General features: G+C 66.1%; 23 protein-coding genes and 1 pseudogene. 16 read left to right on the forward strand and 8 right to left on the reverse strand.

Translation table 11 applies throughout. The features are described 5' to 3' along the window. The 10 genes from GD429_RS38435 to GD429_RS38480 all read left to right on the forward strand — a co-directional run. Positions 1 to 312, forward strand: a 312-nt coding sequence (locus tag GD429_RS38435) for a response regulator transcription factor (RefSeq protein ID WP_193727327.1), incomplete at its 5' end; no start/stop codon positions are given. 166 nt (positions 313 to 478) lie between these two features. Further along, a complete protein-coding gene (locus GD429_RS38440) occupies positions 479 to 1,981 on the forward strand; it encodes an aldehyde dehydrogenase family protein (protein ID WP_152865209.1) in 1,503 nt (500 codons plus the stop codon). Between the two features lie 69 nt (positions 1,982 to 2,050). After that, a complete protein-coding gene (locus GD429_RS38445) occupies positions 2,051 to 3,391 on the forward strand; it encodes an aspartate aminotransferase family protein (protein ID WP_152865210.1) in 1,341 nt (446 codons plus the stop codon). A 263-nt stretch (positions 3,392 to 3,654) separates the two neighbouring features. Further along, positions 3,655 to 5,157: an APC family permease gene (locus GD429_RS38450; protein ID WP_152865211.1), complete on the forward strand. Its 1,503-nt coding sequence runs from the start codon at positions 3,655 to 3,657 to the stop codon at positions 5,155 to 5,157. Then, positions 5,154 to 5,741 carry a DUF3156 family protein gene (locus GD429_RS38455; protein ID WP_321575133.1) on the forward strand — a complete coding sequence of 196 codons (588 nt, stop codon included), beginning with the start codon at positions 5,154 to 5,156 and terminating at the stop codon, positions 5,739 to 5,741. Before GD429_RS38450 ends, GD429_RS38455 begins: the two co-directional genes overlap by 4 nt. A gap of 68 nt (positions 5,742 to 5,809) precedes the next feature. Next, positions 5,810 to 6,748 (forward strand): helix-turn-helix domain-containing protein, encoded by a 939-nt coding sequence (locus GD429_RS38460; protein ID WP_152865212.1) that lies wholly within the window; start codon positions 5,810 to 5,812, stop codon positions 6,746 to 6,748. A 166-nt stretch (positions 6,749 to 6,914) separates the two neighbouring features. Beyond that, positions 6,915 to 8,123: a porin gene (locus GD429_RS38465; RefSeq protein ID WP_152865214.1), complete on the forward strand. Its 1,209-nt coding sequence runs from the start codon at positions 6,915 to 6,917 to the stop codon at positions 8,121 to 8,123. Between the two features lie 188 nt (positions 8,124 to 8,311). Next, entirely contained in the window at positions 8,312 to 9,550 is a 1,239-nt protein-coding gene (locus tag GD429_RS38470; protein ID WP_152865216.1) for an ABC transporter substrate-binding protein, read from the forward strand. Positions 9,551 to 9,584: 34 nt separating this feature from the next. Beyond that, positions 9,585 to 10,454, forward strand: coding sequence for a carbohydrate ABC transporter permease (locus GD429_RS38475; protein WP_152865218.1), 870 nt, complete (start codon positions 9,585 to 9,587; stop codon positions 10,452 to 10,454). Next, the gene (locus tag GD429_RS38480; RefSeq protein WP_152865220.1) at positions 10,451 to 11,311 is read left to right on the forward strand and encodes a carbohydrate ABC transporter permease; all 861 of its coding nucleotides are present in this window, start codon (positions 10,451 to 10,453) and stop codon (positions 11,309 to 11,311) included. Before GD429_RS38475 ends, GD429_RS38480 begins: the two co-directional genes overlap by 4 nt. Positions 11,312 to 11,343: 32 nt before the next feature. Here the strand turns inward: GD429_RS38480 and GD429_RS38485 are convergent, their stop codons facing one another. After that, positions 11,344 to 12,366, reverse strand: coding sequence for a LacI family DNA-binding transcriptional regulator (locus GD429_RS38485; protein ID WP_152865222.1), 1,023 nt, complete (start codon positions 12,364 to 12,366; stop codon positions 11,344 to 11,346). A 6-nt stretch (positions 12,367 to 12,372) separates the two neighbouring features. On the opposite strand from GD429_RS38485, the gene GD429_RS38490 reads away from it, so the two are divergent. Continuing rightward, entirely contained in the window at positions 12,373 to 13,293 is a 921-nt protein-coding gene (locus tag GD429_RS38490; RefSeq protein WP_152865224.1) for a phosphatidylinositol-specific phospholipase C, read from the forward strand. Here the strand turns inward: GD429_RS38490 and GD429_RS38495 are convergent. The 3 genes from GD429_RS38495 to GD429_RS38505 all read right to left on the reverse strand — a co-directional run bounded on the left by GD429_RS38495 (position 13,290) and on the right by GD429_RS38505 (position 15,317). After that, positions 13,290 to 14,246, reverse strand: coding sequence for an alpha/beta hydrolase family protein (locus GD429_RS38495; protein ID WP_152865226.1), 957 nt, complete (start codon positions 14,244 to 14,246; stop codon positions 13,290 to 13,292). The two genes, GD429_RS38490 and GD429_RS38495, sit on opposite strands and share 4 nt — an antisense overlap. 223 nt (positions 14,247 to 14,469) lie before the next feature. Continuing rightward, a complete protein-coding gene (locus GD429_RS38500) occupies positions 14,470 to 14,667 on the reverse strand; it encodes a hypothetical protein (protein ID WP_152865228.1) in 198 nt (65 codons plus the stop codon). 38 nt (positions 14,668 to 14,705) lie between these two features. Further along, positions 14,706 to 15,317: a LysE family translocator gene (locus tag GD429_RS38505; protein WP_152865230.1), complete on the reverse strand. Its 612-nt coding sequence runs from the start codon at positions 15,315 to 15,317 to the stop codon at positions 14,706 to 14,708. A gap of 87 nt (positions 15,318 to 15,404) precedes the next feature. On the opposite strand from GD429_RS38505, the gene GD429_RS38510 reads away from it, so the two are divergent. Then, positions 15,405 to 15,932, forward strand: coding sequence for a GNAT family N-acetyltransferase (locus tag GD429_RS38510; RefSeq protein ID WP_152865232.1), 528 nt, complete (start codon positions 15,405 to 15,407; stop codon positions 15,930 to 15,932). Between the two features lie 18 nt (positions 15,933 to 15,950). On the opposite strand, the gene GD429_RS38515 is transcribed toward GD429_RS38510, so the two are convergent. From GD429_RS38515 to GD429_RS38525, 3 genes are all read right to left on the reverse strand, one after another. Next, on the reverse strand, positions 15,951 to 17,012 hold the full coding sequence (locus tag GD429_RS38515; protein WP_152865234.1) for an alkene reductase: 1,062 nt from the start codon (positions 17,010 to 17,012) through the stop codon (positions 15,951 to 15,953). Between the two features lie 82 nt (positions 17,013 to 17,094). Further along, a complete protein-coding gene (locus tag GD429_RS38520) occupies positions 17,095 to 17,403 on the reverse strand; it encodes an ArsR/SmtB family transcription factor (RefSeq protein ID WP_152865236.1) in 309 nt (102 codons plus the stop codon). Between the two features lie 830 nt (positions 17,404 to 18,233). Continuing rightward, positions 18,234 to 18,521 carry a helix-turn-helix domain-containing protein gene (locus GD429_RS38525; RefSeq protein ID WP_152865238.1) on the reverse strand — a complete coding sequence of 96 codons (288 nt, stop codon included), beginning with the start codon at positions 18,519 to 18,521 and terminating at the stop codon, positions 18,234 to 18,236. Between the two features lie 311 nt (positions 18,522 to 18,832). Here GD429_RS38525 and GD429_RS38530 point away from each other — a divergent pair, with 311 nt between their 5' ends. The 4 genes from GD429_RS38530 to GD429_RS38545 all read left to right on the forward strand — a co-directional run bounded on the left by GD429_RS38530 (position 18,833) and on the right by GD429_RS38545 (position 23,228). Beyond that, positions 18,833 to 19,225, forward strand: coding sequence for a hypothetical protein (locus GD429_RS38530; RefSeq protein WP_152865240.1), 393 nt, complete (start codon positions 18,833 to 18,835; stop codon positions 19,223 to 19,225). A 687-nt stretch (positions 19,226 to 19,912) separates the two neighbouring features. Continuing rightward, positions 19,913 to 20,383, forward strand: coding sequence for an HAD domain-containing protein (locus GD429_RS38535; RefSeq protein ID WP_175912403.1), 471 nt, complete (start codon positions 19,913 to 19,915; stop codon positions 20,381 to 20,383). Between the two features lie 1,170 nt (positions 20,384 to 21,553). Beyond that, entirely contained in the window at positions 21,554 to 22,375 is an 822-nt protein-coding gene (locus GD429_RS38540; protein WP_152865242.1) for a type IV toxin-antitoxin system AbiEi family antitoxin domain-containing protein, read from the forward strand. Further along, complete coding sequence (locus GD429_RS38545; protein ID WP_227792158.1) at positions 22,359 to 23,228, forward strand: nucleotidyl transferase AbiEii/AbiGii toxin family protein; 870 nt, start codon at positions 22,359 to 22,361, stop codon at positions 23,226 to 23,228. Before GD429_RS38540 ends, GD429_RS38545 begins: the two co-directional genes overlap by 17 nt. Here the strand turns inward: GD429_RS38545 and GD429_RS38550 are convergent. Further along, positions 23,172 to 23,291, reverse strand: a pseudogene (locus GD429_RS38550) (IS30 family transposase); the annotation flags it as partial. The gene GD429_RS38545 and the pseudogene GD429_RS38550 sit on opposite strands and share 57 nt — an antisense overlap.

Below are 23,291 nucleotides of genomic sequence, written 5' to 3' on the forward strand. Positions count from 1 at the left end.
GCTGGAAATAGCACGGCGGGCCGGTTCGCACCGGGCGAGATCGATGCGCTCGCGCGGCTGCAGCCTGTCGCCGAAGCCGCACTGAGCCCGCTGCTGCGCGCGCGGCGCGGGATTCACCGGATCGGCTGCGAGGAACGGCTGACCTATCGCGAGGAACAGATCGCGCGCCTCGTGCGCGACGGCCGCTCGAACAAGGAGATCGCGCGCGATCTCGCGCTCGGCCAACCGACCGTCAAGACGCACCTGATGCGCATGTATCGCAAGCTCGGCGTGTCGAATCGTACGGAACTAGTGGGGGCGTTGTTCCTGTAGTTTTCCTGCCCCTCTCCTCGCGCAGGGTATCGAACCTGCCGCCCTCTACGTTTTCCCACGCGCTGCCAATTTGCGCTCACCGAGCGCGATCCGTCGTCGATACAGTGGTCCGACGCCCGCGTGCCCACGCGCACGCGGTCCAGCCACGACAACCTTCGAGACGCCCATGAGCACTACGAATTTCGTCGCCGTCAGCGACACCGTGCGCACCTTCGTTGCGCGCGATTTCGGCCTCTTCATCGACGGTGAAATGCAGCCCGCGCACGCGGCTGCCCGGCTCGACGTGTACGACCCCGCGACGGGCGAGCGGCTCGCAACGGTCGCGGATGCGGACGAGCACGACGTCGATCGCGTGGTCGCCAGCGCGAAGCGCGCGTTCGACACGCGCGTGTGGAGCGGCCTGCGCCCGGCCGACCGCGAACGCATCCTGCTGAAACTCGCCGACCTGATCGAACGCGACGCCGAAACGCTCGCGCAGCTCGAAACGCTGAACCAGGGCAAGTCGATCCACGTGTCGCGCGCGATCGAGGTCGGCGCGAGCGTCGAATACGTGCGCTACATGGCCGGCTGGGCGACCAAGATCACCGGCCAGACGCTCGACGTGTCGATCCCGTTCCCGCCCGGCACGCGCTATACGGCCTATACGCGCAAGGAGCCCGTCGGCGTGATCGCCGCGATCGTGCCGTGGAATTTCCCGCTGATGATCGCGGTGTGGAAGCTGATTCCCGCGCTCGCGGCCGGCTGCACGATCGTGCTGAAACCGTCGCCGGAAACGCCGCTCACCGCGCTGCGCCTCGCCGAACTCGCGCGCGAAGCCGGCGTGCCGCCCGGCGCGTTCAACGTCGTCACCGGCGGCCGCACCTGCGGCGCCGCGCTCGCGAGCCATCCGTCGATCGCAAAGATCTCGTTCACGGGCTCGACCGCGACCGGCAAGCTGGTCGGCGCGGCGGCCGTGCAGAACATGACGCGCTTCTCGCTCGAACTCGGCGGCAAGAACCCGATCGTGATGCTCGACGACATCGACGTCGCGCAGGCGCTCGACGGCGTCGCCGCCGGCGCGTTCTTCAACCAGGGGCAGGTGTGCGCGGCCGCGTCGCGCATCTACGTGCATCGCAGCAAGTTCGCGCAGCTCGCGGACGGCCTCGCGGGCGTCGCGCAGTCGATGAAGCTCGGCGCGGGCCTCGACACGACTGCGCAGGTCAACCCACTCGTCTCCGCGCGCCATCGCGACCAGGTCGTCCAGCACATCGAAGGCGCGCGCCGCGCCGGCCTCACGTTCCTTGCGGGCGGCACGCCGGCCGACGACCTGCCCGGCTATTTCGTGAAGCCGGCCGTGATCGCCGATCCGCATCCGGACAGCGCGATCGTGCGCGACGAGGTGTTCGGCCCGGTGATCGTCGTCGTGCCGTTCGACGACGCGGCCGACGCCGTGCGCCTCGCGAACGCGTCGCCGTACGGCCTCGCCGCGAGCATCTGGAGCAACGACCTGAAGCGCGTGATGAACCTCGTGCCGCAGATCGAGGCCGGCACCGTGTGGGTGAACTGCCATATCCCGCTCGACCCGTCGATGCCGTTCGGCGGCTACAAGCAATCGGGCATCGGCCGCGAATTCGGCCAGTACGCGATCGAAGGCTTCACCGAAACCAAATCCGTCTGCATCGCGCACTGACGCGCGGCGCGAACCTCGACCCTTGACCCCGAACGACCAGGTTCAAACGATCCGACAGTGGAGACTGCAATGAGCTACAACGAAGCAAAATTCTGGCACCCGATGGTGCACCCGAACGAAATGAAGCAGCGCAAGCCGATCCGCATCGTGCGCGGCGACGGCTGTTACGTGTTCGACGAACAGGGCCGGCAGCTCGTCGACGGCGTCGCGGGCCTGTGGAACGTGAACGTCGGCCACAACCGCAAGGAAGTGAAGGACGCGATCGTGCGCCAGCTCGACGAGCTCGAATACTTCCAGCTGTTCGACGGGATCTCGCATCCGCGCGCGGAAGAGCTGTCGAAGAAGGTGATCGACATGCTCGAACCGGAAGGGATGCGCCGCGTGCTGTACAGCTCGGGCGGTTCCGACGCGATCGAGACCGCGCTGAAGATCGCGCGCCAGTACTGGAAGGTGCGCGGCCAGGCCGATCGCACGAAGTTCATCTCGCTGAAGCAGGGTTATCACGGCACGCACTTCGGTGGCGCGTCGGTGAACGGCAACACGGTGTTCCGCCGCAACTACGAGCCGAACCTGCCCGGCTGCTTCCACGTCGAGACGCCGTGGCTGTACCGCAACCCGTTCACGCAGGACCCTGAGGAACTCGGCCGGATCTGCGCGGAAATGCTCGAGCGCGAGATCCAGTTCCAGAGCCCCGACACGGTCGCCGCGTTCATCGCGGAGCCGATCCAGGGCGCGGGCGGCGTGATCGTGCCGCCGGCCAACTACTGGCCGCTCGTGCGCGAGGTGTGCGATCGCTACGGCGTGCTGCTGATCGCCGACGAAGTCGTGACGGGCTTCGGCCGCAGCGGCAGCATGTTCGGCAGCCGCGGCTGGGGCGTGCGCCCGGACATCATGTGTCTCGCGAAGGGGATCTCGTCGGGCTACGTGCCGCTCGGCGCGACGGTCGTGAACGCGCGGATCGAGGACGCGTTCGCCGCGAATGCGGACTTCGGCGGCGCGATCATGCACGGCTACACGTATGCGGGCCACCCGGTCGCGTGCGCGGCCGCGATCGCGAGCCTCGACATCGTCGTGAAGGAAGACCTGCCGGCGAATGCGGCGAAGCAGGGCGCGTATCTGCTCGAAGCGCTGCGGCCGTTCGCGGAACGCTTCGCGTCAGTCGGCGAGGTGCGCGGCAAGGGGCTGATGCTCGCGCTCGACCTCGTCGCGAACAAGCAGACGCGCGAGCCGATCGACCCGCTGTCCGGCTATGCGAACGCGGTCGCGGAAGTCGCGCGCGAGCACGGCGTGCTGGTGCGGCCGGTCGGCACGAAGATCATCCTGTCGCCGCCGCTCGTGATCCAGCGCGAACAGCTCGACCGGATCGTCGACGCGCTCGCGGCGGGCTTCGAGGCCGTGCCGTTCGCGTGACGGAATGACGGCATGAGGGCATGACGGCATGAGCGCGTGACCGCAAACCGGCGGCGGGCGGCCTGGCCGCCGCCGCCGGTTTGCCGATTTGCGCTATGACCGGATTATTTTGCCTGCGTATTTTTTCGACATCGGATCAAGTGTGATCGACAGGAGACCCGGGTGCCGCAGCGCTGAAGCGCTGCCCCCGGGCCGATCGTGAAGCATGCGACTGGAGCACGGGCCGAAGCGCCGGCACCGGTCGACAAAGGAAGGAGACAACGATGTCGGGATGGTCGGGAGTTACCGGCGCCGCGGGCGAGTCGTCCGCCGGCACGCCGGCCGAAGCGGGTGGCGGCACGGCGCTGAAGGCGGGCGCGGTCGGCTTTCCGACCGCGCTGGCGAGCGCCGTCGGCCTCATCATGGCAAGCCCGGTGATCCTCACCGCGACGTCGGGCTTCGGGATGGGCGGCTGGGCGTTCGCGGTCGCGATGATCATCGCGTTCGTGATGATGCAGGCGCAGGCGACCACGTTCTCCGAAGCCGCCGCGATGCTGCCGACGGCCGGCTCGGTTTACGATTACCTGTCGTGCGGGCTGGGCCGCTTCTGGGCGATCACCGGCACGATCTCCGCGTATTTCCTCGTGCACGTGTTCGCCGGCACGGCGGAGACGATCCTGAGCGGCATCATGGCGCTCGTCAATTTCGAATCGCTGAACGCCGCGTTCGAGAAGCACAACAGCTCCTGGCTCGTCGGCGTCGGCCTCGTAATCACGTTCGCGATCACCAACATCATCGGCATCAAGGTGTTCAGCAAGCTCGAGATCGTGCTGACGGCCGGCATGTGGCTGTCGCTGATGATCTTCGGGATCCTCGGGCTCGCGGCCGCGCCGGCCGTGCACCTCGACGGCTGGTTCGGCGGCTCGGAAGTCGGCACGTCGGTGCCGGCGGTGCTGTCGCTGGTCGGGATGGCGATGTTCATGTTCGTCGGCTGCGAGTTCGTCACGCCGCTCGCGCCGGAAATGAAGGCGCCGGGCCGCACGATCCCGCGCGCGATGACGATCGGCCTCGTCGGCGTCGCGATCTGCATGTTCCTGTACGGCGCGGCGATCCGCCGCCAGGTCGCGAACGTGCCCGTGAGCCCCGACGGCCTCACGCACCTGCTCGACACGCCGGGCGCGATTCCCGCGTTCGCGCTGCAGGTGCTTGGGCCCTTCGGCCGCATCTGGTTCGGCATCGCATTCCTGTTCGCGGGCGCCGCGACGATCAACACGCTGATGGCGGGGCTGCCACGGATCCTGTACGGGATGGCGATCGACGGCGCGCTGCCGCGATGCTTCGCGTACCTGCATCCGCGTTTCAAGACGCCGGTGGTCGGCATCGTCGCGGCGGCGGTCGTGCCGATCTTCCATGCATGGCTGATCAACGGTAATCTCGACAGCATCCTGCATCTCGTGCTCGCCGCGACCTGCGCGTGGGGCACCGCGTACCTGCTCGTCACCGCATCGGTCGTGATGCTGCGCATCCGCCGCCCGGACCTGCCGCGCCCGTACCGTTCGCCGCTGTTCCCGCTGCCGCAGATCGTGTCGAGCGTCGGCATCGTGCTCGCGATCTGGTACATCACGCCGCCCGGCATGAACGCGCGCGACATCTACGTGCCGTTCGGCGCGATGCTCGGGCTTACCGCGCTGTACGCGCTGTTCTGGACGCTCGTCGTGCAGCGCCGGCATCCGTTCAAGCCGGTGCCGGTCGAGGAAGTGCTGCGCAACGAGCACGTCGCGTCGTGAGGGCCGCGCTCGCCCGGTGGCGCGCGGCGCCCGATGCGCAGCCGCCCGGCCACCGGCCAGGCGCGATCGCCGCGCGCGTGCTCGCCGATTTGCATGCCGTGCGCGATACCGACGGTGTGGGCAGTCCGACGGTAAGGCTACCGAACGGCGTGTGCGTAAACGTCGACGAGCGCGTCGAGCGCCAGTTCCTGATGCATACGGTCAGCGTGAAGGTGGCGGTGACCGTACGCGGCCCGGCCGCGCAGGGCCGCGCCCGTGTGCGGCAGACCGGCTGGCTGCGCCGCACCGGCATCGATGCGATACCCGCGCCGGGATGCGACTCCGGATTCGTCGACACGGTGGCTGCGCTGGTCGCCGAGCCGTCGCTGGCCGACGCGCTGCGGCCGCTGCACCTGACCGACTGCGCGATCGACGCGCGCGACGGCCGCTGGACGCTCGCGATCGTGCCGTTCGGCGGCAGCGAGGTCGTGAACCGGATGCCGTCATTTCGCCGCTACGTCCGGCTGACCGGCGAGCAGGCTGCCGCGCTGTCGGCGGCCTGTCTTGCATTCGAAACGGCACTGCGCAGGTTTTTGCGCGGGTAAGCTGTGGCGTTGCGGCGGGGCGAACGCCTCGGTCGCATCCAGGAATCAGGGTTTTACCGGAGGCGCCGATGTTGTTCCAGTCACGCTCGCACGAAGACGTACACGACCACGGGCTCGCGATCGCGGGCTGGCATCAGGTCTACCGCCAGATGACGCCGGGCCGCTTCAGGGGCACGGTCACGCAGGTGCTGTACGACGATTTCCACTTCTTCCGCGAAACGACCAACCGGCGCGTCGCGCAAACCGGGCTCGCGCCGGCCGGGCGCACGTCGCTCGCGGTGCCGCTGTCCGTGCCGCTCGCGGGCACGTTCCAGGGCCAGCCGGTCGACGGCTATGCGCTGCTCGCGCTGCGCGCCGGCGAGGATTTCGAATTCCACACGCCGGAAGGGATGGGGCTCGTCGGGATCAGCGCGGCGTCCGACATGGTCGACGAGCTGTGCGAGGCCGAATTCGGCGCGGCGGGCGCGCGCAAGCTGCGGCATGTGACGCGGCTGTCCGACGCGCAGGGTGTCGCGCTCGGCGTGCGGCTGTCGTCGCTGATCGACGATGCGCAGCACAACCCGGGCCACCTCGAATACGCGGCCACCCGCAAGATGTTCCGCGACGCGATGCTCGGCATGTTCCTCGATGCGCTCGAACAGGGCATCGGCGTCGAGCGCCGCGACATCACGCATGCCACCTACAGCGATATCGTGAGCCGCTGCGAGAAGCATCTGCGCGACCGGCCCGAAGAACCCGTTACCGTCCTCGAACTGTGCCGCGCGCTGCGCTGCAGCCGCCGCACGCTGCAAACCAGCTTCCAGCGCGTTGCCGACGTCACGCCGGTCGGCTATCTGCGCACGATCCGGCTGAACGCGGTGCGGCGCATGCTGCGCACGACGTCCGTGCAGCAGCTCGGCATCGGCGAGGCCGCCGCGAGCTGGGGTTTTACGCATCTCGGCTATTTCGCGCGCGAGTATCGCGACCTGTTCGGCGAGCTGCCTTCCCAGACGACGCGTCCCGACTGACGCACGCGCACCGCGACGATGCCGTCGGGCACCGTCGCGGGCAGCGCGATCCACCGTTTGCCGATTTGCGATAGAGGTCCTGAATTTTCGCTGGATAGAGTCCCGTCACCCATATCGACAACACCATCGATTTGCACTGCGTATCGATGACCACATAGGGCGGGACATGAAGATCGGACGACGACTGGCCGCAGCCGCGGCTACGCTGGGTTGCATGCACGCACACGCGCAGACCTCGGGCAGCGTGACGCTGTACGGCACCGTGGACACCGGCATCATCTACTCGACGAACCAGCAGTTCACGCGCGCCGACGGCAGCACGGGCGGCGGCCATGCGTGGCAGATGGGTGGCGGCAACCTCGTGCCGTCCCGCTTCGGGTTCCAGGGCGCCGAGCCGCTCGGCGGCGGGCTCGACGCGGTGTTCACGCTCGAGCAGCAGTTCCTGTCCGCGAACGGGCAGGCGCTGCAGGGCGGCACCGCATTCAGCCGGCAGGCGTGGGTCGGGCTGCGCCAGGACGGGCTCGGCACGCTCGGCCTCGGCCGGCAATACGACTCGTACACCGACATGCTCGGCGCGTATGTATCGAGCAACAACTGGGCGACGCCGTACGGCTCGCATCTCGGCGACGTCGACAACCTGAACGCCGCGTTCAATTTCAACAACGCGGTGAAGTTCACCAGCGCCGATTTCAACGGCCTCACGTTCGGCGGCACGTTCAGCTTCGGCGGGCAGGCCGGCGACTTTTCCGCGAAGCGTGGTTATGCGGTGGCCGCGACGTACACGCGCGCGCCGGTGGCGTTATCGGTCGGCTACCTCGACCTGCACCAGCCGCTCGATGCGGCGCTCGGCGGCGCGAGCGGCTATATCGGCGATTTCGCGTGCAGCAACCCGGGCGCGATGTACTGCCTGCTGCAGGACGCCGGCTCGATGCGCGCGTTCGGCGCGGGCGGCTCGGTGACGCTCGGTGCGGCGACGGTCGCGCTCACCTATACGCATACGCGCCTCGGCGACAGCCGTTATTTCTCGACCGCCGCGCAGCCGCGCACGCAGGCGTTCACGTTCGACATCGGCGAGCTGAACGTCACGTACATGTTCACGCCCGCGCTGCAGGGCGGCGTCGCGTACATCTTCAACGCCGCGCATACCGACGGGCGCGGCACGACGCGTTTTCACCAGCTGAACGTCGGCACGAACTACAGCCTGTCGAAGCGCACGGCGCTGTACGCGGTCGCGATCGGCCAGATCGCGAGCGGCACGGGGCTCGGCACCGACGCGAACGGCAACGCTGTGAACTACGCACAGATCCCGGTGCTCGCGAACAGCAACTCGAGCCGGCAACTGGCGGTAATGGCCGGGATCCGCGTGAACTTCTGACGGGGACCGAGGCGGCAAGCGGGGCGGGGCGGCCGGGCCCGGCGGCCGCCTCTTCCGCTGCGTGCCATAAATTCTTAACGATCGGCGTGAACAATGGCGTTCGCTTCAGGCAGCAGGAAGCGTCGCCCGCGTTGCACACGTGTGCAACGCCCGGCTGTCCCGCCACCACGCCGAACGAGAGAGACCCCATGACCTTGCTGAGCCGCCTGCGCGCGCTGTCCGCCGCCCTTGCGCTGTCCTTCGCCGCCACGCACGCCGTTGCCGCGGACCTCGTCATCGCAGGCCGCGACGACATCTACGGCAAGGGGCTGGCCGACGCCGTCGCCGGCTTCAACAAACTGCACCCGGGCACCGACATCGAGCTGCTCAAGCTGCCGAACGCGAACCTGTACCAGAAGCTCAAGCTGTCGATGCGCGAAGGCACCGGCGCGTACGACCTCGTGATGATGGACGACACGTGGGCGCCCGAATTCATCGGCAACGGCTGGCTGAAGCCGCTGCCGGCGTCGCTCGCGGACGCCGATCTCGTGCCGTCCGCCGTCGCGCTCGGCCGCAACGCAGCCGGCGCGCTGTATGCGCTGCCGATCGTCGGCAACGTCGAGATGTTCGCGTACCGCAAGGACCTGCTCGCGAAATACAAGCTGCAGCCGCCGCGCAACTGGGACGACGTGCTGAAGATCGCGCAGACCGTCGGCGGCGCGGACAAGAGCGTGTCGGGCGTCGTGTTTCGCGGTACGAAGGGCAACCCGGTCGTGACGGGTTTCCTGCCGATCCTGTGGGCGTACGGCGGCGACGTGTTCGACCATGCCGGCAACGTGACGATCGATTCGCGCGAGGCGCAGGCCGCGCTGAAGACGTTCCTCGCGCTGAAGGCGTCCGCGCCGAAGGACGTCGACGTGTACGGCGCGGCGGAAGTGCGCGATGCGCTGCAGCGCGGCACGGCCGCGCAGTCGATCGAGGTGTGGCCCGCGTGGGTGCCGGCGCTGGACGATCCGAAGCAGTCGCGCGTGGTCGGGCAGATCGCGCTGCAGCCGCCGCCGGGGCAGACCGCCGGCCCGGCGCCGATGCTCGGCATCTGGCAGATGGGCATTCCGAAGGACGCGCCGCACGCGAAGCTCGCGCAGGACTTCCTGGCTTACCTGAGCTCGCGCGACACGCAGACGCGCCTCGCTGGAATCGGCATTCCGCCGACCCGCCGCAGCGTGTTCGCCGATCCGGCGCTGGTGCGCCAGTACCGCTGGTATCCCGATCAGTTGAAGGCGCTCGAGGCCGGCCGTGCGCGGCCGCGCGTGAAGGACTGGCAGCAGGTCGAGAGCATTCTCGGCGACCAGCTCCAGCTCGCGCTGACCGGGCAGTCGGCGCCCGACGCCGCGCTGCGCCAGGCACAGCAGAAGATCGCACAGGCGATGGCCGCGGCCGGCAAGTGACGGCTCGCCTCGATACGTCACCCGGAACCCGCGCATGAAAGCCTTCGGCCGCAGCCTGCCGTTCGTCGCGCTGCTCGGTCCCGCGCTGCTGGTGCTTGCCGCGCTCGCGCTGTATCCGGTCGCGCAGGTGCTGATCGACTCGTTCTGCCGGGTCGACTACGCGGCCGGCCGCCGCGCGTTCGCGGGGCTCGCGAACTATCGCGCGGTGCTCGGCGACGACGCGTTCACGGCCGGCTTCGGCAATACGCTGCGCTTCACGATCGTCGCGTCGCTTGCCGAGGTCGCACTCGGCTTCGGCCTCGCGCTGCTGTTCGTTCGCGCGTTTCCGGGGCGACGCATCGCGCTGCCGCTCGCGATCCTGCCGATGATGCTGTCCACGCTCGTGTGCTCGGCGATCTGGCGCAACTGGCTCAACTTCGACGGTTTCCTGAACAAGTTGCTCGCGGCGTTCGGCATCGAAGGTGTGCGCTGGCTGTCCGATCCGCATCTCGCGTTGTGGTCGCTCGCGCTCGTCGACGTATGGCAGTGGACGCCGATGGCGTTCCTGATCGTGCTGGCCGGGCTGCAGTCGATTCCCGGCGAACTGTACGAAGCCGCGCGCACCGACGGCGCGAGCGAGTGGCAGTGCCTGCGCGACATCACGCTGCCGCTCGCGGCGCCGCAGATCGGCCTCGCGCTGCTGCTGCGCTCGATCGACACGTTCAAGCTGTTCGACAAGGTCTATGCGCTGACGGGCGGCGGCCCCGGCAACGCCACGCAGACGCTGTCGACCTATATCTACGACACGGGCTTCCGCTTCTTCAACGTCGGGCCGGCGAGTGCCGCGTCGGTGCTGATGCTCGCGGCGTCCGCGCTGCTGGTCTCGGGGTATGTATGGCAGACGGTTCGCAAGCGGCGCGCATGACGGCGCGCATTGCAGGCATCACGCACGCACGAACGGGCGCCGCATTCGGTCGCGCTATCCCGTGGGCGCTGCGCATCGCCGCGCTCGCGCTGTTGCTGCTGCCATGCCTGTGGATGGCCGGCGCGGCCTTCATGCCGACGCTCGAACGGCTCGATCATCCGTTGCGGATCTGGCCGGCCGCGCCGACCTTCGAGCATTTCGCGTCGGTGTGGTCCAACGGCATCGGCGCGCCGCTCTTCAATTCGCTGCTGGTCGGATTCGGCACGACGCTGCTCGCGCTGGCGCTTGCGTTTCCGGCTGCGTATGCGCTCGTACGGCTGCGGTTTCCGGCGCGGCTCGACCTGCTGTTCCTGGTGCTCGTGCTGGCGTTGAAGCTGATGCCGCCGATCACGATCGCGGTGCCGTTGTTCGCGCTCGCGAAGCGGCTGCACCTGCTCGATTCGACGCTCGGCCTGATGCTCGCGTACCAGATCTATGCGTTGCCGATGGCGATCTGGATGCTGCTCGCGTTCGTGCGCGACGTGCCGGTCGAATACGAGGAGGCGGCCTGCATCGACGGTGCGGGGCTCGCGCGGCGGCTCGTGCAGATCGTGCTGCCGCTGTGCGCGCCGGGGCTGATCGCGACCGCGATCTTCGTGTTCATTGCTGCATGGAACGAGTTCCTGATCGCGCTGCTGTTCGTGTCGACGCCGAGCCGCTTCACGCTGCCGCTCGCGATCGCCGGTTATGTGACGGAGAACGGCATCGACTGGGGCGACCTGATGAGCGCGGGGCTGATGGCGTCGCTGCCCACGCTGGCCGTGGCCGGTTATGTGCAGCGCTACCTGTTGCGCGGGTTCGCGGGCGGGTTGAAGTGACGCGCGGCAACGCCGCGCCCGATTTCACCGCGTCATGCGCAGCTATTCCGCACCACCTGCGTGACCGGCACGACGCGCGTGCGCGACGGGCCGTCGAACGTCTGCATTCGGGCGGCAAGCAAGTCGACCGCCGCATGCGCGAGGCCGCGCGTGTCCTGCCGGAGCGTCGTCAGCCGATAGGCGTCGTATTCGGCGGCCGGGATGTCGTCGAAGCCGATCACGCGCAGGTCGTCCGGTACGCGCAACCCGAATTCGCCGCGCGCGGCGTCGATCACACCGAGCGCGAGCAGGTCGGACGAACAGAACACGCCGTCGGGCCGCTCGCCGACCGCGAACAGTTGCCGCGCGGCGTCGATCCCGCATGCATGCGTGTCGGACCGTGTGTCGAGCACGCGCGCGAGCGTCGCGTCGAACGCGTCGCCGTGCCCGATCGCCTGCTCGAACGCCGCGGCGCGCGACTGCGCGCTGTAGCTCGCGCCGCGCGGCCCGACGAATGCGAGCCGGCGGGCGCCGGCCCGCACGAGCCGCTGCGCCGCATGGACGGCGCCCGCCGCGTTGTCGCTGACGACGACATCCGCGCCCGGCAGGTTCGCGTCGCGGTTGATCATCACGACGGGGATCCGGTGTTCGAGATACTGCTGCGCCACCGACAGCGGCGGCGACGCGGACGTCATCACGAGGCCCGCGATCCGGTAGCTGAGCAGTTGCTCGAGCGATTGCCTCACCTGGCGCGGGTCTTCCGCGTTGGTCACGAGCGGCGTGAGCGCGCGCTGCCCGAGCGCGGCCATCAGGTCCGTCAGCAGCCGCGCGCGGAACGGATTCTCGAAGCCGGCCGTCACGACGCCGATCATGCTGCTGCGCTGCGTGATCATGTCGCGCGCGATCAGGTTGACCTGATAGCCGAGCGCACGCGCGGCGACCATCACGCGTTCGCGCGTTTGCGGCGCGATGCTCGCGGTCGGCGAGAACGCGCGCGACACCGCGGAGCGCGATACGCCGGCTCGTGCCGCGACATCCGACGCCGTTATCCACGGTTTTCTTTCCTTGTCATTCATCGAGTCATGATCCGTTCGAGCCACGAAACGTGCACGCCGCCCGCCGACTGGATGTCGGCGCTCGACGATGCGCGGCTGCTGCATACGCTGACCCTACCGGGCAGCCATGACACCTGTGCGTATACGGTCGACGATCGGCTCGTGCGCACGCAGCGCGCGCCGCTCGATGCGCAGCTCGCGCACGGCGTGCGACTGCTCGACATCCGCTGCCGGCACGTGCGCGATGCGTTCGACATCCATCACGGCGGCGTTGCGCTCGGCATGACGTTCGACGACGTGCTCGCAACCTGTATGCGCTTTCTCGATGCGCATCCGCGCGAATGCATCGTGATGTCGGTGAAGGACGAATGGCCGGCGCATGCGTGCACGCGCGGTTTCGATGCGACGTTCGACGCGCATCGCGCGCGGCACCCGCAGTTGCGCTGGCATGCGGGCGGTACGCTGCCGGCGCTCGGCGACGTGCGCGGCGCGGTCGTGCTGCTGCGGCGTTTTCGCAGCGGCCGGCCGCTCGGCATCGACCTGACCGCGTGGCCCGACAACGCGACGTTCACGATCGATCATCCCGACGGTGCGTTCGTGATCCAGGACGAATACCGCGTGCCGGTGGTTGCGTCGATCGGCTGGAAGTGGCGCGCGATCGACGCGCTGCTCACGCACCTGCCGACACCGGAAAGCGGCCGCTGGGCGATCAATTTCTGCAGCGGGACGGGGATGGGCGCGAATCCGTCGGTGGTCGCGCACGGCGACGGCAGGGTGCAGGGTATTCATGCGCGGCTGGCCGAACGATTGCGCGAGCAGCGCGGCCCGTGCGGCGCGATGCTGCTCGATTTCTGCGATGACGACGATTGGGCGCTGGTGCGCGCGCTGATCGAGTGCAATGACCATGCGCCGGCGCCGGGCGTCTCGCGCAAGGCGTTTCGCTGTTAGCGGAGCTTCGCGCTGAAGAATGCGAGCGCTTTGGCATCGAGCGTCGCGTGGAATGCCGCGCGATCGAATCCCTTCGCATCGGTACAGACTTCAGGCGAGTCGTGCGCCAGTTTTTCGGGGCACGGCGCGAGAAACGCGAAATGCGCGGAATTCGGCACGACGTGGAATTCCGGCCGTTGCGGCAGCAGGCCGGCCAGCGCGGGGACCGATTCGGGCTCCACGCCGTCGCCGCCCGCTTCGGACGCCCAGAGCTGGATCGGCGCGTGCACGTCCTTCAGCGTATCGGCGGTCGGGAATTCGTTGAACGGGTCGGCGAGCACGTAGGCCTTGATTCTCGGATCGTGCGTCAGCGGTTGGCGCGGCAGGTCATGGTCGCGGATCTGCTTGCAGATCAGCCAGGTCGGATCCGGGCAGGCCACGTGCGCGTGCACGAAATCCGGATTGGCGCCGGCCAGCACGAGGCCTGTATAGCCGCCGCGCGAGAAGCCGAACAAGCCGATCCGCGCGGGATCGATATGCGCGGCGTCGGGCGCGTTGGCCAGCATGTAGTCGACCAGGCGCTTGATGTCCGTCGGCCGCTCGGCCAGTTCCCGCAGGTCGGCCGCGTGGCTCGTGTCGGCATGCGTGTCGCCGGGATGATTGATCGCCGCGACGACGAAGCCCGCGTCGGCAAGCGTTTCGGCGAGGTCGTGATGTCCGAAGTACGTGCCGGCGTGACCGTGCGAGATCACGACGAGCGGCAGCTTGTCGCCGACGGTCGGGCAGTCGCGTTGTCCTTTCAGCAGGAACGGGCCGATCGTGAGCGATTGCGCGGGTGTCGCGCAGGGCGTCCAGATGGCCGCGCGCAGCTCGGGGCCGGCCGCGTCGGCCGGGATGCTGACGAACTTGACACCGGCCGCGTGCGCGACCGTGACGGACAGGCAGAGCAGGGCAGCCGATAGCCAGGTTTTCATGGTGCATCCCTCCGGGACAATGAGCAGACTGCCGTTGCGGATCGCCGGTCGGGCGCCGGCGTGCGATTGCACAAGTACGACGATCGGTGTGCGTCGCCGATCGCGATGCAGAAATGCAGCCGGTCGGTCGTTGCGGGATATTCGTCGCGCCACACCTGCGCTTCGGACGTCATCGTGCTGCGGCAGAACGCGGCGGCATCCGCCAGCGGCCAGTCCGCAAGACTCACGGTGCCCTGCGGCGCGCTGCCGTGTCCGACTCGTCCGCGGCAGTCAGAACCCAGCCTTCCCACCCGTAGATCGGGATGCGATGGTGCACGCAATAATCGATGCATTCGAGCGCGGCGTCGAGCGGAAGCACGATCTCGCGACGGGAAATCGATTGCGCGGCGAGAGCGGCAGGAATCTTCGCGAGTTGCGACATGGCGGGCGGCAGGGGCGGTGTGGCGCGGGACCGGCGCGCTACCGCGTCGCGATCGCCACTGCCGCACCGGCCATTGCGGTCGCGCTCGTGCGGTTCGCGATCCGTTTCGCGCGCGCCGAAGTGAGAAAAGCCCGCGCGCGCACCGCGAGCAGCGACCAGAAGCAGTCGGCGAGCATCAGCACCGCGAGCATCGTGCCGACGAGTTCGGCCCATGCGAGAACGCCCACGTGCGTCAAATCGACGATGGTCGGCAGCAGCGCGAGATAGAACAGCATGATCTTAGGATTGCCGAGCGTGACCAGCATGCCCGCGACGAACATGCGCCACGGCGACTGGCCGCGCGGCAGGTCGTCCGCGCCCGTCCCGGTCGGCGCGGTCCACATCTTCCACGCGAGGAACAGCAGGTACGCGACGCCGAGCAGCTTCAGCACGATCAGGCCCGTCTCGAACGTGCGCGCGAACGCGGACAGCCCCGCGACCGCGAGCGTGAGCCACAGCGCTTCGCCGAGCCACATCGCCGCGAGGAACGGCAGCACGTCTCGCACGCCGTTCGTCAGCACGCGCGCGACGAGCGCGGCGACGCTCGGGCCGGGCGTGCCGGCGGTGACGAGCAGGGCGAAGGCGAAGACGGCGAGCGCGGACAACGTCATGACTGACCTCGTGGGTGGGGCGTTCGAAACGTATGAAGTTTCGATTATAGTGACGGCCGTTCCAGACTGCCTGCCTGAATTGCCGTCATGACTGCATCGATCCTGATCCGTCCCGCCACGCGGGAAGACGCGGCCGCGATGGCCGCCGTGGAAGTCGCCGCCGCGCAGCGGTTTCGCGAGATCGGCATGACCGACATCGCCGATGGCGAGCCGACCGATGCGGCCGACGTGCTCGCGCGCATCGACGACGGCCGCGCGCTTGTCGCGGTCGACGAGCAGGGCGCGTGCGTCGGGTTTGCGTTCTACCGGTTGCTCGATGCGCAGCGGCTGTATCTGGAGGAACTGGATGTCGCGCCGTCGCATGCCGGACAGCGGATCGGCGCACGCCTGATCGAAGCGATCAACGCGCGCGCGGCGGCGGGCGGTATCGCTCAGGTCGTGCTGTCGACGTTCCGCGATGCACCATGGAACGCGCCGTACTACGCGCGCCTAGGTTTCCGGATCGTCGACGACGCATCGCTCGACGACACGCTGCGCGCGGTCCGCGCGCATCACGTCGCGCGTGGGCTCGACGAGACGCAGCGCGTGTTCATGCACGCGGACGTGCGCGCCTGAACACGCGCTGCCCGGCCGTCAGGCCGCGTCGCTCAGCGCCGGGTAGTCGGTGTAGCCCGTTTCGCCTTCCGCGTAGAACGTCTCCGGCACCGGCTTGTTCAGCGGCGCGCCGAGTTCGAGGCGGCGCGGCAGGTCGGGGTTCGCGATGAACAGCTTGCCCCATGCGATCGCGTCGGCGTTGCCGCTCGCGAGTGCGGCCTGCGCGGTGTCGAGCGTGAACTGCTCGTTCGCGATCAGCGGGCCGCCGAACGCTTCCTTCAGGCGCGGGCTCAAGTGGTCGCCCGAATACGATTCGCGCGTGAAGATGAACGCGATCTTGCGGCGGCCGAGCTCGCGCGCGACATAGCCGAACGTTGCCGCCGGATCGGAATCGCCCATCGTGTGCGCGTCGCCGCGCGGCGCGAGGTGCACGCCGACACGGCCGGCGCCCCACACGTCGACCGCCGCGTCGACCACTTCGAGCAGCAGGCGCGCGCGGTTCTCGATCGGGCCGCCGTAGGCATCGGTGCGGCGATTGGTGCTGTCCTGCAGGAACTGGTCGAGCAGGTAGCCGTTCGCGCCGTGGATCTCGACGCCGTCGAAGCCGGCCGCCTTCGCGTTTTCGGCACCCTTGCGGTACGCGGCGACGATGCCGGGGATCTCGTCGAGTTCGAGCGCGCGCGGCGTCACGTACGGACGCTGCGGACGCACGAGGCTCACGTGGCCGCCTGCGGCGATCGCGCTCGGCGCGACCGGCAGGTCGCCGTTCAGGAACACCGGATCGGAGATGCGGCCGACGTGCCAGAGTTGCAGCACGATGCGCCCGCCGGCCGCGTGCACGGCCTGCGTCACCTGCTTCCAGCCTTCGACCTGCTCGTCGGACCAGATGCCGGGCGTGTCCGCGTAACCGACGCCCTGCGGCGTGACCGAGGTCGCCTCGGTAATGATCAGGCCGGCCGATGCGCGCTCGGCGTAATAGCGGGCCATCAATGCGTTCGGCACGCGCGTCGCGCCCGCCCGGGAGCGGGTGAGCGGCGCCATCACGATGCGGTTCGGCAGGGTCAGGTCGCCGAGGGTAACGGGATCGAACAGCGTGGGCATGACAGATAACCTCTTCACGAAAGGCGGGCGCGCCATCGCGTCATGCGCAACGCGGGCCCGCGTGGCCGATACGGCCGGTTGGCTAGAGATCGCGGCGCAAAGCGTCGTGAAATGCGTCGATGACGGCCTCGTTGCGCCGGAAGAACGCCCACTGGCCGATCCGCGTCGACGTCACGAGCCCCGCGCGCTGCAGCGTCGCGAGGTGCGCGGAAACGGTCGACTGCGACAGCCCGCAGCGCGCGTCGATCTGCCCCGCGCAGACGCCGTGGTCGTACGGCAGCGTCTGCGCCGGAAAATGCTCGCCCGGCGTTTTCAGCCAGTTGAGGATTTCGCGGCGCACGGGGTTGGACAGCGCTTTCAGGATCGCGTCGATGTCGAGTTCGGTCGGCATGGATGGAGCGGGTGTTTCGGTCGGGCAGACGGGTATCGTCGATGGGCGAATCTTATATCGGAATTTGACGATATGTTTGAAAGCCCTGCTGGCTATGGGGGCGATAGTGTCGGCGTTCAAAAAAGACCGCACTTTTGAGGTAGTACATTTTGCGCACAAAATAGTCTGCACTTTTGATCCTGCATCGTGGGATTGTGTTGATATATGTTTGTTTATAAACGAAATATTTTTGTTTTGGAACGCGCTAACCGTGAGTCCGGTCAGCGCAAAAGTGCGCCTTGGGTGGGTTTTTATAAATATGGAGTCCAAAATAAAAGATCGCACTTGTTAGTATGGATAGGCTAGGGCCCAGGTGTTACATTTCGCTTTCGTATTGGTGTGATGAATAGGGGGTGGAACTGCATAGGCTGACGACGATGTCGTTTCGCGTTGGTCGCCGGGGCGGCGGATTCGACCTCATTGAACTCGCCGGCCATTGCGTTTCAATTTGCGGCGTCGATACGGGCAAAAAACTCTGCCCTTGAGTTCCGAACGTGTTCGATCCTTGTGGTGTGGCGGGAGGTGATTGGCGTGCAGGTGTCGCAAGGGTCGGGGTGGCGACAAGCGAAGCTCGGCTAGGCATGCGAAGGATTGGCGGCGGTCGACGCCTACCGGGGCGGAGGAGATGAGGCGATTCCGTCGGAATGGCCGTCGCGGGACGCCTGGAGAGAGATCTTGTGTTTGCCGATCACTTTGCGCGCCGCGGGTAAGCGGTCCGTGGGGCTGGACTGCTGCGCACTCGCTGATGGAAGTGATCCGAACATGTCGGCGGGATTGCTAATTCACGATGTTCACTTCTCACCGAGAATTTCGAGCAGTTGCGAGCGCAATGCTGCCGTTGTCTGCTCGACCTCTTTTGGGGTGAGGTGGTCCATATATGCAACGGCTAGCAACGTGAGTGGGTGCACTCCTAGCACGCTGGCCAACTGCTCAATCTTTCCCAGTGTGGGGGACTTCATTCCCCGTTCAATTGTGCTGATATACGTGCGACTGGACACCAACCCAAAATCTTCCTGCGTAACGTTAGCCACCTCGCGAAGGAGCCGTAGCGCGTTACCCAGCTTGGCCTCCGTGTGCATGCAAGTCCCCTCCATAAAGGACTTGATGTACTCATTTTGAAATCTAAAGGGCTACAATCTATAGTGTTCATTTGATACCATTGGCGAATTCTTTCTGGTGACACGTGCTTAGATGGGATGCGCAACTACGCACGGCCGTCTGCCAAAGAGATACCGTTCAGGAACGTGCTCGCTTCCGGAAAGGACGCTGGGTGGGTGGCAGGAAAGAACGTCGGCAAGACGCGCAGATCAAGTATTTACCGCAGGGATTAGGGATGTTAGTTACGGATGTAAGTTGGGCGGAAGGCGACCCGGTCAGGCGGGCGCTCGCGATGCCCTACCAGGCTTGGCGCTGCGTGGGATGGACGGACGAAACACTAAGTTTTCTGGTGGTCGCACCGCGCGACCGGCGAGACCACGCTTCGCTGCCAGATGGCTGGCTCATCAGTGGCCCGGAGGCGCTGGTTGAGGTGGTGTCGCAGTGGGAGTCGGGCAGTTTCGCGGTCTATGTGCTGGATCGTACCGCTGCAGATGGCCGCATGCGCCTGGACCGGGTCACAGGTATATGGCGCGAGCATCAGGCAGAGGAGAGTGGCGTGTCATGGCTGTGGTATTCAACCAGTCGGGGTGAGATGAGGCCCTGTGTGCACATCCGGGCCCATCTCGGGCCCCAGCGGGAACTGGTGAACGAATTGAATTTTGATGCTGCCCTCGTCTCGGCGTAATGAGGGAGGCCAGTGAGGCCATCTATTGATGGCCGACACCGGCGAGCCGGCTATCCTCTTGCGTTGGGCAGAAAAGTCAGTTTCACGCCACGGACGTCGCGCAGGCGGCTGACCGGTTGCGCTCGAACTCGTCAACCCGCGGCGTGATGACCTGCCTTACGGACCGACCTCGGGGCTTGGAGGAGATCATGCGACCTGCATCCCGGTGACGCGGCCTTCTGGCAGCACGCCATGGCGGCATCGCTCGGCGCGGAATTCCCGGCCCTCCATGCTGTGGCTGAAGGCCCGCAAGAAAGCCGGCCGGTCATTTGCGGCGCACGTCCCGGAGTTTCCGCAGGATTACGATCATGTGCCATCCGGCCGTTCGTTAGGACTTTCCTCGAACACCTGTCAAGGGTGCTTTTTTGGTTAACCGCCCAGGCTTTTGCTTCGTGAGATCGGTGTCCAGTAAGTCACTGGTCCGATTACGAGGAACTCTTCGCGCGGTACGTCGCCCGCGCGGACCTCGCGCTCGAAGCCAGTGGCAGGCAGGCCGAAAACCCGTCCTGGTCACTGGAGGCGGCGCTTGGCGAGGTTGGGGCCGGCGTGCAGTGCAAGGTCTCCAGTGGGCAGTGGGACGTTTCCCGGGCTGAGATCGCTTGGATCATCAGGCGTGCGCCAGTTGCGCGCTGAAGTAGGAATATCAAAATGACGCACCAGGCATCGCGAGCCGACCCTATATTATTTCTGGATTTTGACGGCGTCCTCCACCCATTGGGCGAGATTGCGCTCGATGAGAACTGCCGGCTGATAGAAAATCCAGATCTCTTCCGCTGGAGCCCGATCCTCGAACAGCTTCTTAGGCCTTTTCCCGAGATCCGAATCGTGATCAGTTCGGACTGGCGCCGACTATTCGACGATGAGAGCCTAGTCCAACTGCTCGGCCCGCTTGGAGCCCGATTCAACGGCGTTGTGGAAACCTATGGTCCTTCGAGGCTTGAGGAAATTTTGTCGGAAGCGGAGCGCAGGAAGGCAACGAATTGGTTGGCCGTGGATGATCATCCCAGCGTCGCCAGCGCAGCCATAAATGACGCGCGGTTCATCGCATGCGCTTCCGATACTGGCCTTTCGGCTGTCTCCGTGCAGCAAGCGTTGCGTAATGCGCTGATGCTACTTTGAGAAAGCAGATTCTTTGAGCGGTGCACTCGTGGAAAATGATAGGCCCCCGGCGCGTGCGACGCTTCACTTGTTTCCGGCGAACGAAATGACCGCTGAGGTGGCTCCAAAATCGACGCCAAAGTGGTCGAATCAGGGAGCGTCGTAGAGCGGCTGAGTATTTCGGATATGCCGCCGATTTTCGATCTCTGCCTGACGTGTTCTTCATTTCGGCATTCACGGCGATCACCGAGAAGCGTTCGATTTCAACTCAAGCGCCTGTTTCAATGTGAATGGGCTCCAGCGCTGAGTCACAACGACTGAAGGGGAACATAGTAAGGGCTATGTTACCCTTCATTTCGGGACATAAACGAAGCATCCGCGTGCGCCACCGCTCACACAACTAAATTTGTTACTAGTTTTCAACTAATTTTGTTGTTACCGGCGGCCGCCGAGATCTGCTGCCGGCACCACGCTGGCGGCCAGCGTGCCCCGCCTTCCGCCGGAACGCTGTCGGACGGTCTCCTGGCCGGAGCTTTGTGGCAAAACACGCCCGGCGTGACAAGACCCCTTATCTCGCGAGCCCTGGCCGCTGTCGGCACCTGCGAGCCTGCCGATCGGTCATTGCGACACAAAATTAGTTGAAATCGCGCAGCGGGTTACAACTTTAGTTGAAACTGGATTTGGCCTCTCAGCCTTGCGTGACAAGGGTTTGCTGGAAATTGTGCATAGCACAATGACCGTAACAACTTTAGTTGTGTGAGCGCTCGGGGTGCTTCTGTATGCTTGGCGCGGGCGCCGAGGGCTTGCAGGTTCTTCCGATCCGGGGGGGGGGGGCCGCCGGAGAGGCGGCTTTGTCTCAAACGGTGCTGAATTTCTATTGCAAGCGCCTACATTTAGCGTGACGAAAGGCGAGGGCGTCGCCAGACAGATTGCTTAATTCTCTCCCCGGTGCGGAGAGAATTAAGGGTTTGAGCGCTCGGCGGTAGGTAAGCCACCCACATATCGATTTGTCGTCGATCTCGACGCTGCAATGATCAGAGGAGGGGCCTTACGGATTTCCTTGTACCGGGCGCGCCTCGGCCGAGTCTGGTTTGCTTGTCGTAGAAAAAGATCACTAAGAGTGATCTTTTTTATTTAAATTCAAACCACCCTGCCTTGGCAGAAGTTTCCAGAAGGTGTATTTTGTTCACTATGAGTGAACAAAATCCTGGAAAACTAAACCTGCTGCTAGCTGAGCTGGGTGATACGAGCTTGGTGTCGAGCCGCTGGCTGCGGGTTCACGGCTACTCCAATAGCCTCGTCGCGCGCTACGTGAGCAGCGGTTGGCTGGTGTCGCCGGCGCGCGGCGTCTACATGCGCAAGAGTGGGCGTCTGCAGTGGGAGGGCGTGGTTCGCAGTCTGCAGGTCGGGGAGGGCATGCCGCTGCACGTCGGAGGTCGTTTTGCACTCAGCCTGCAAGGGCACGAGCACTATCTACGTCTGGGCGATGCCGGCACGATCACCCTGTATGGGGTGGAGCGGCCACCCGCTTGGCTTGGCAAACTGCCTCTGACGCAGCGTTTCGAGTATCTGGGGAAGGGGCCGTTCGATTGGCCGCCCATGCCGTTCGAGGTGGAGGCGTCCGCGGCAATGCTGTCCGAGCAGGGTCTGGCGTGGCATCAGGCCGCCCCCGGTGCCGATGCCTTGGTTTGTTCCATGCCGGAACGGGCCATGCTGGAGCTGTGCGATGACGTCTCAGACGCTGCCTTGATCTATGAGGTGGATGCACTGATGCAGGCTATGACCACGCTGCGGCCGCAGCGGGTCGGCGTATTACTGCGCCATTGCCGAAGCATCAAAGGCAAGCGGCTGTTCCTGGCATTGGCCGAGCGCCATCGGCATGCGTGGCTGCCGCACGTGCCGCGGGATGGTATCGATCTGGGGCGGGGAAAGCGCGCGCTGGTGCCTGGCGGCCGCTTGCATCCGGTCTACCAAATCACTTTGCCGGGAGACCTTGATGAACACCTGGCTTGATCACTGGGATCGGCGCTATACCGACCGCGTACGGCTGCTGGTCGAGATTCTGCCGGCGCTGGCGCAAGAGCCGCGCTTCGCGCTCAAAGGCGGTACGGCGATCAACCTATTCGAGCACGACCTGCCCCGGTTGTCGGTGGACATTGATCTAGCCTGGTTGCCGGTGCATGACTATGCCGAGGACGCAAGGCTCATCGCTGAAGCGCTTGGGCGGCTGGCTGATGTTCTGCGCGCCCGGCCTCTGCTACTGCAGGTGCAATTGTCGGCAGGCGAGGGCGCAGGCGTTACGCGGCTGGTAGCCAGTCGCGGTCGTGCGCGCGTGCAGATCGAGACGACGCCGGTGATGCGCGGCACGGTGCATCCCGCGCGGAACATGGTGGTGCGCCCGAGGGTCGAGGAGGCATTTGGCTTCGCTTCGGTGCAGGTGCTGCACTTCGCCGACCTTTATGCCGGCAAGCTGGCTGCGGCATTGTCGAGACAGCATCCGCGCGACCTTTTCGATGTCGGCTTGTTGCTGGAAGACGAGCGGGCGGATCAGACGCTCTGGCGGACCTTTCTCGTCTACCTAACCTGCAGCCCAAAGCCTGCGTGGGAAATGCTGGCGCCCCGCGTGCCTGCGGATTTCGCCGCGACCTTCGAAGCGCACTTCAGGGGGATGACGGCAGAGCCTGTCGAAGCCCAGGTCCTGCTGGACATCCATGAGCGCCTGCTGGCGCGTGTGGCCGGGTGGCTGGATGCGCCGTCGTGCGCATTTCTGCGATCAATGGAAGGTGAACGGCCGGACTTCGATGCGGATTCAACCCGTCGATGCAACGAATTGATGAAAGCGCTCAGCCGGTGTATCGAAGTCTAGCGTCTTTCGAGGACGCTCATTGAGCCGCTTGGCAACAGCGTTGAGCGTGGCCTGTGAATAGGC

The sequence above is a fragment of the Burkholderia sp. BE17 genome (assembly GCF_009362305.1).
Classification (GTDB): Bacteria; Pseudomonadota; Gammaproteobacteria; order Burkholderiales; family Burkholderiaceae; genus Burkholderia; species Burkholderia pyrrocinia_C.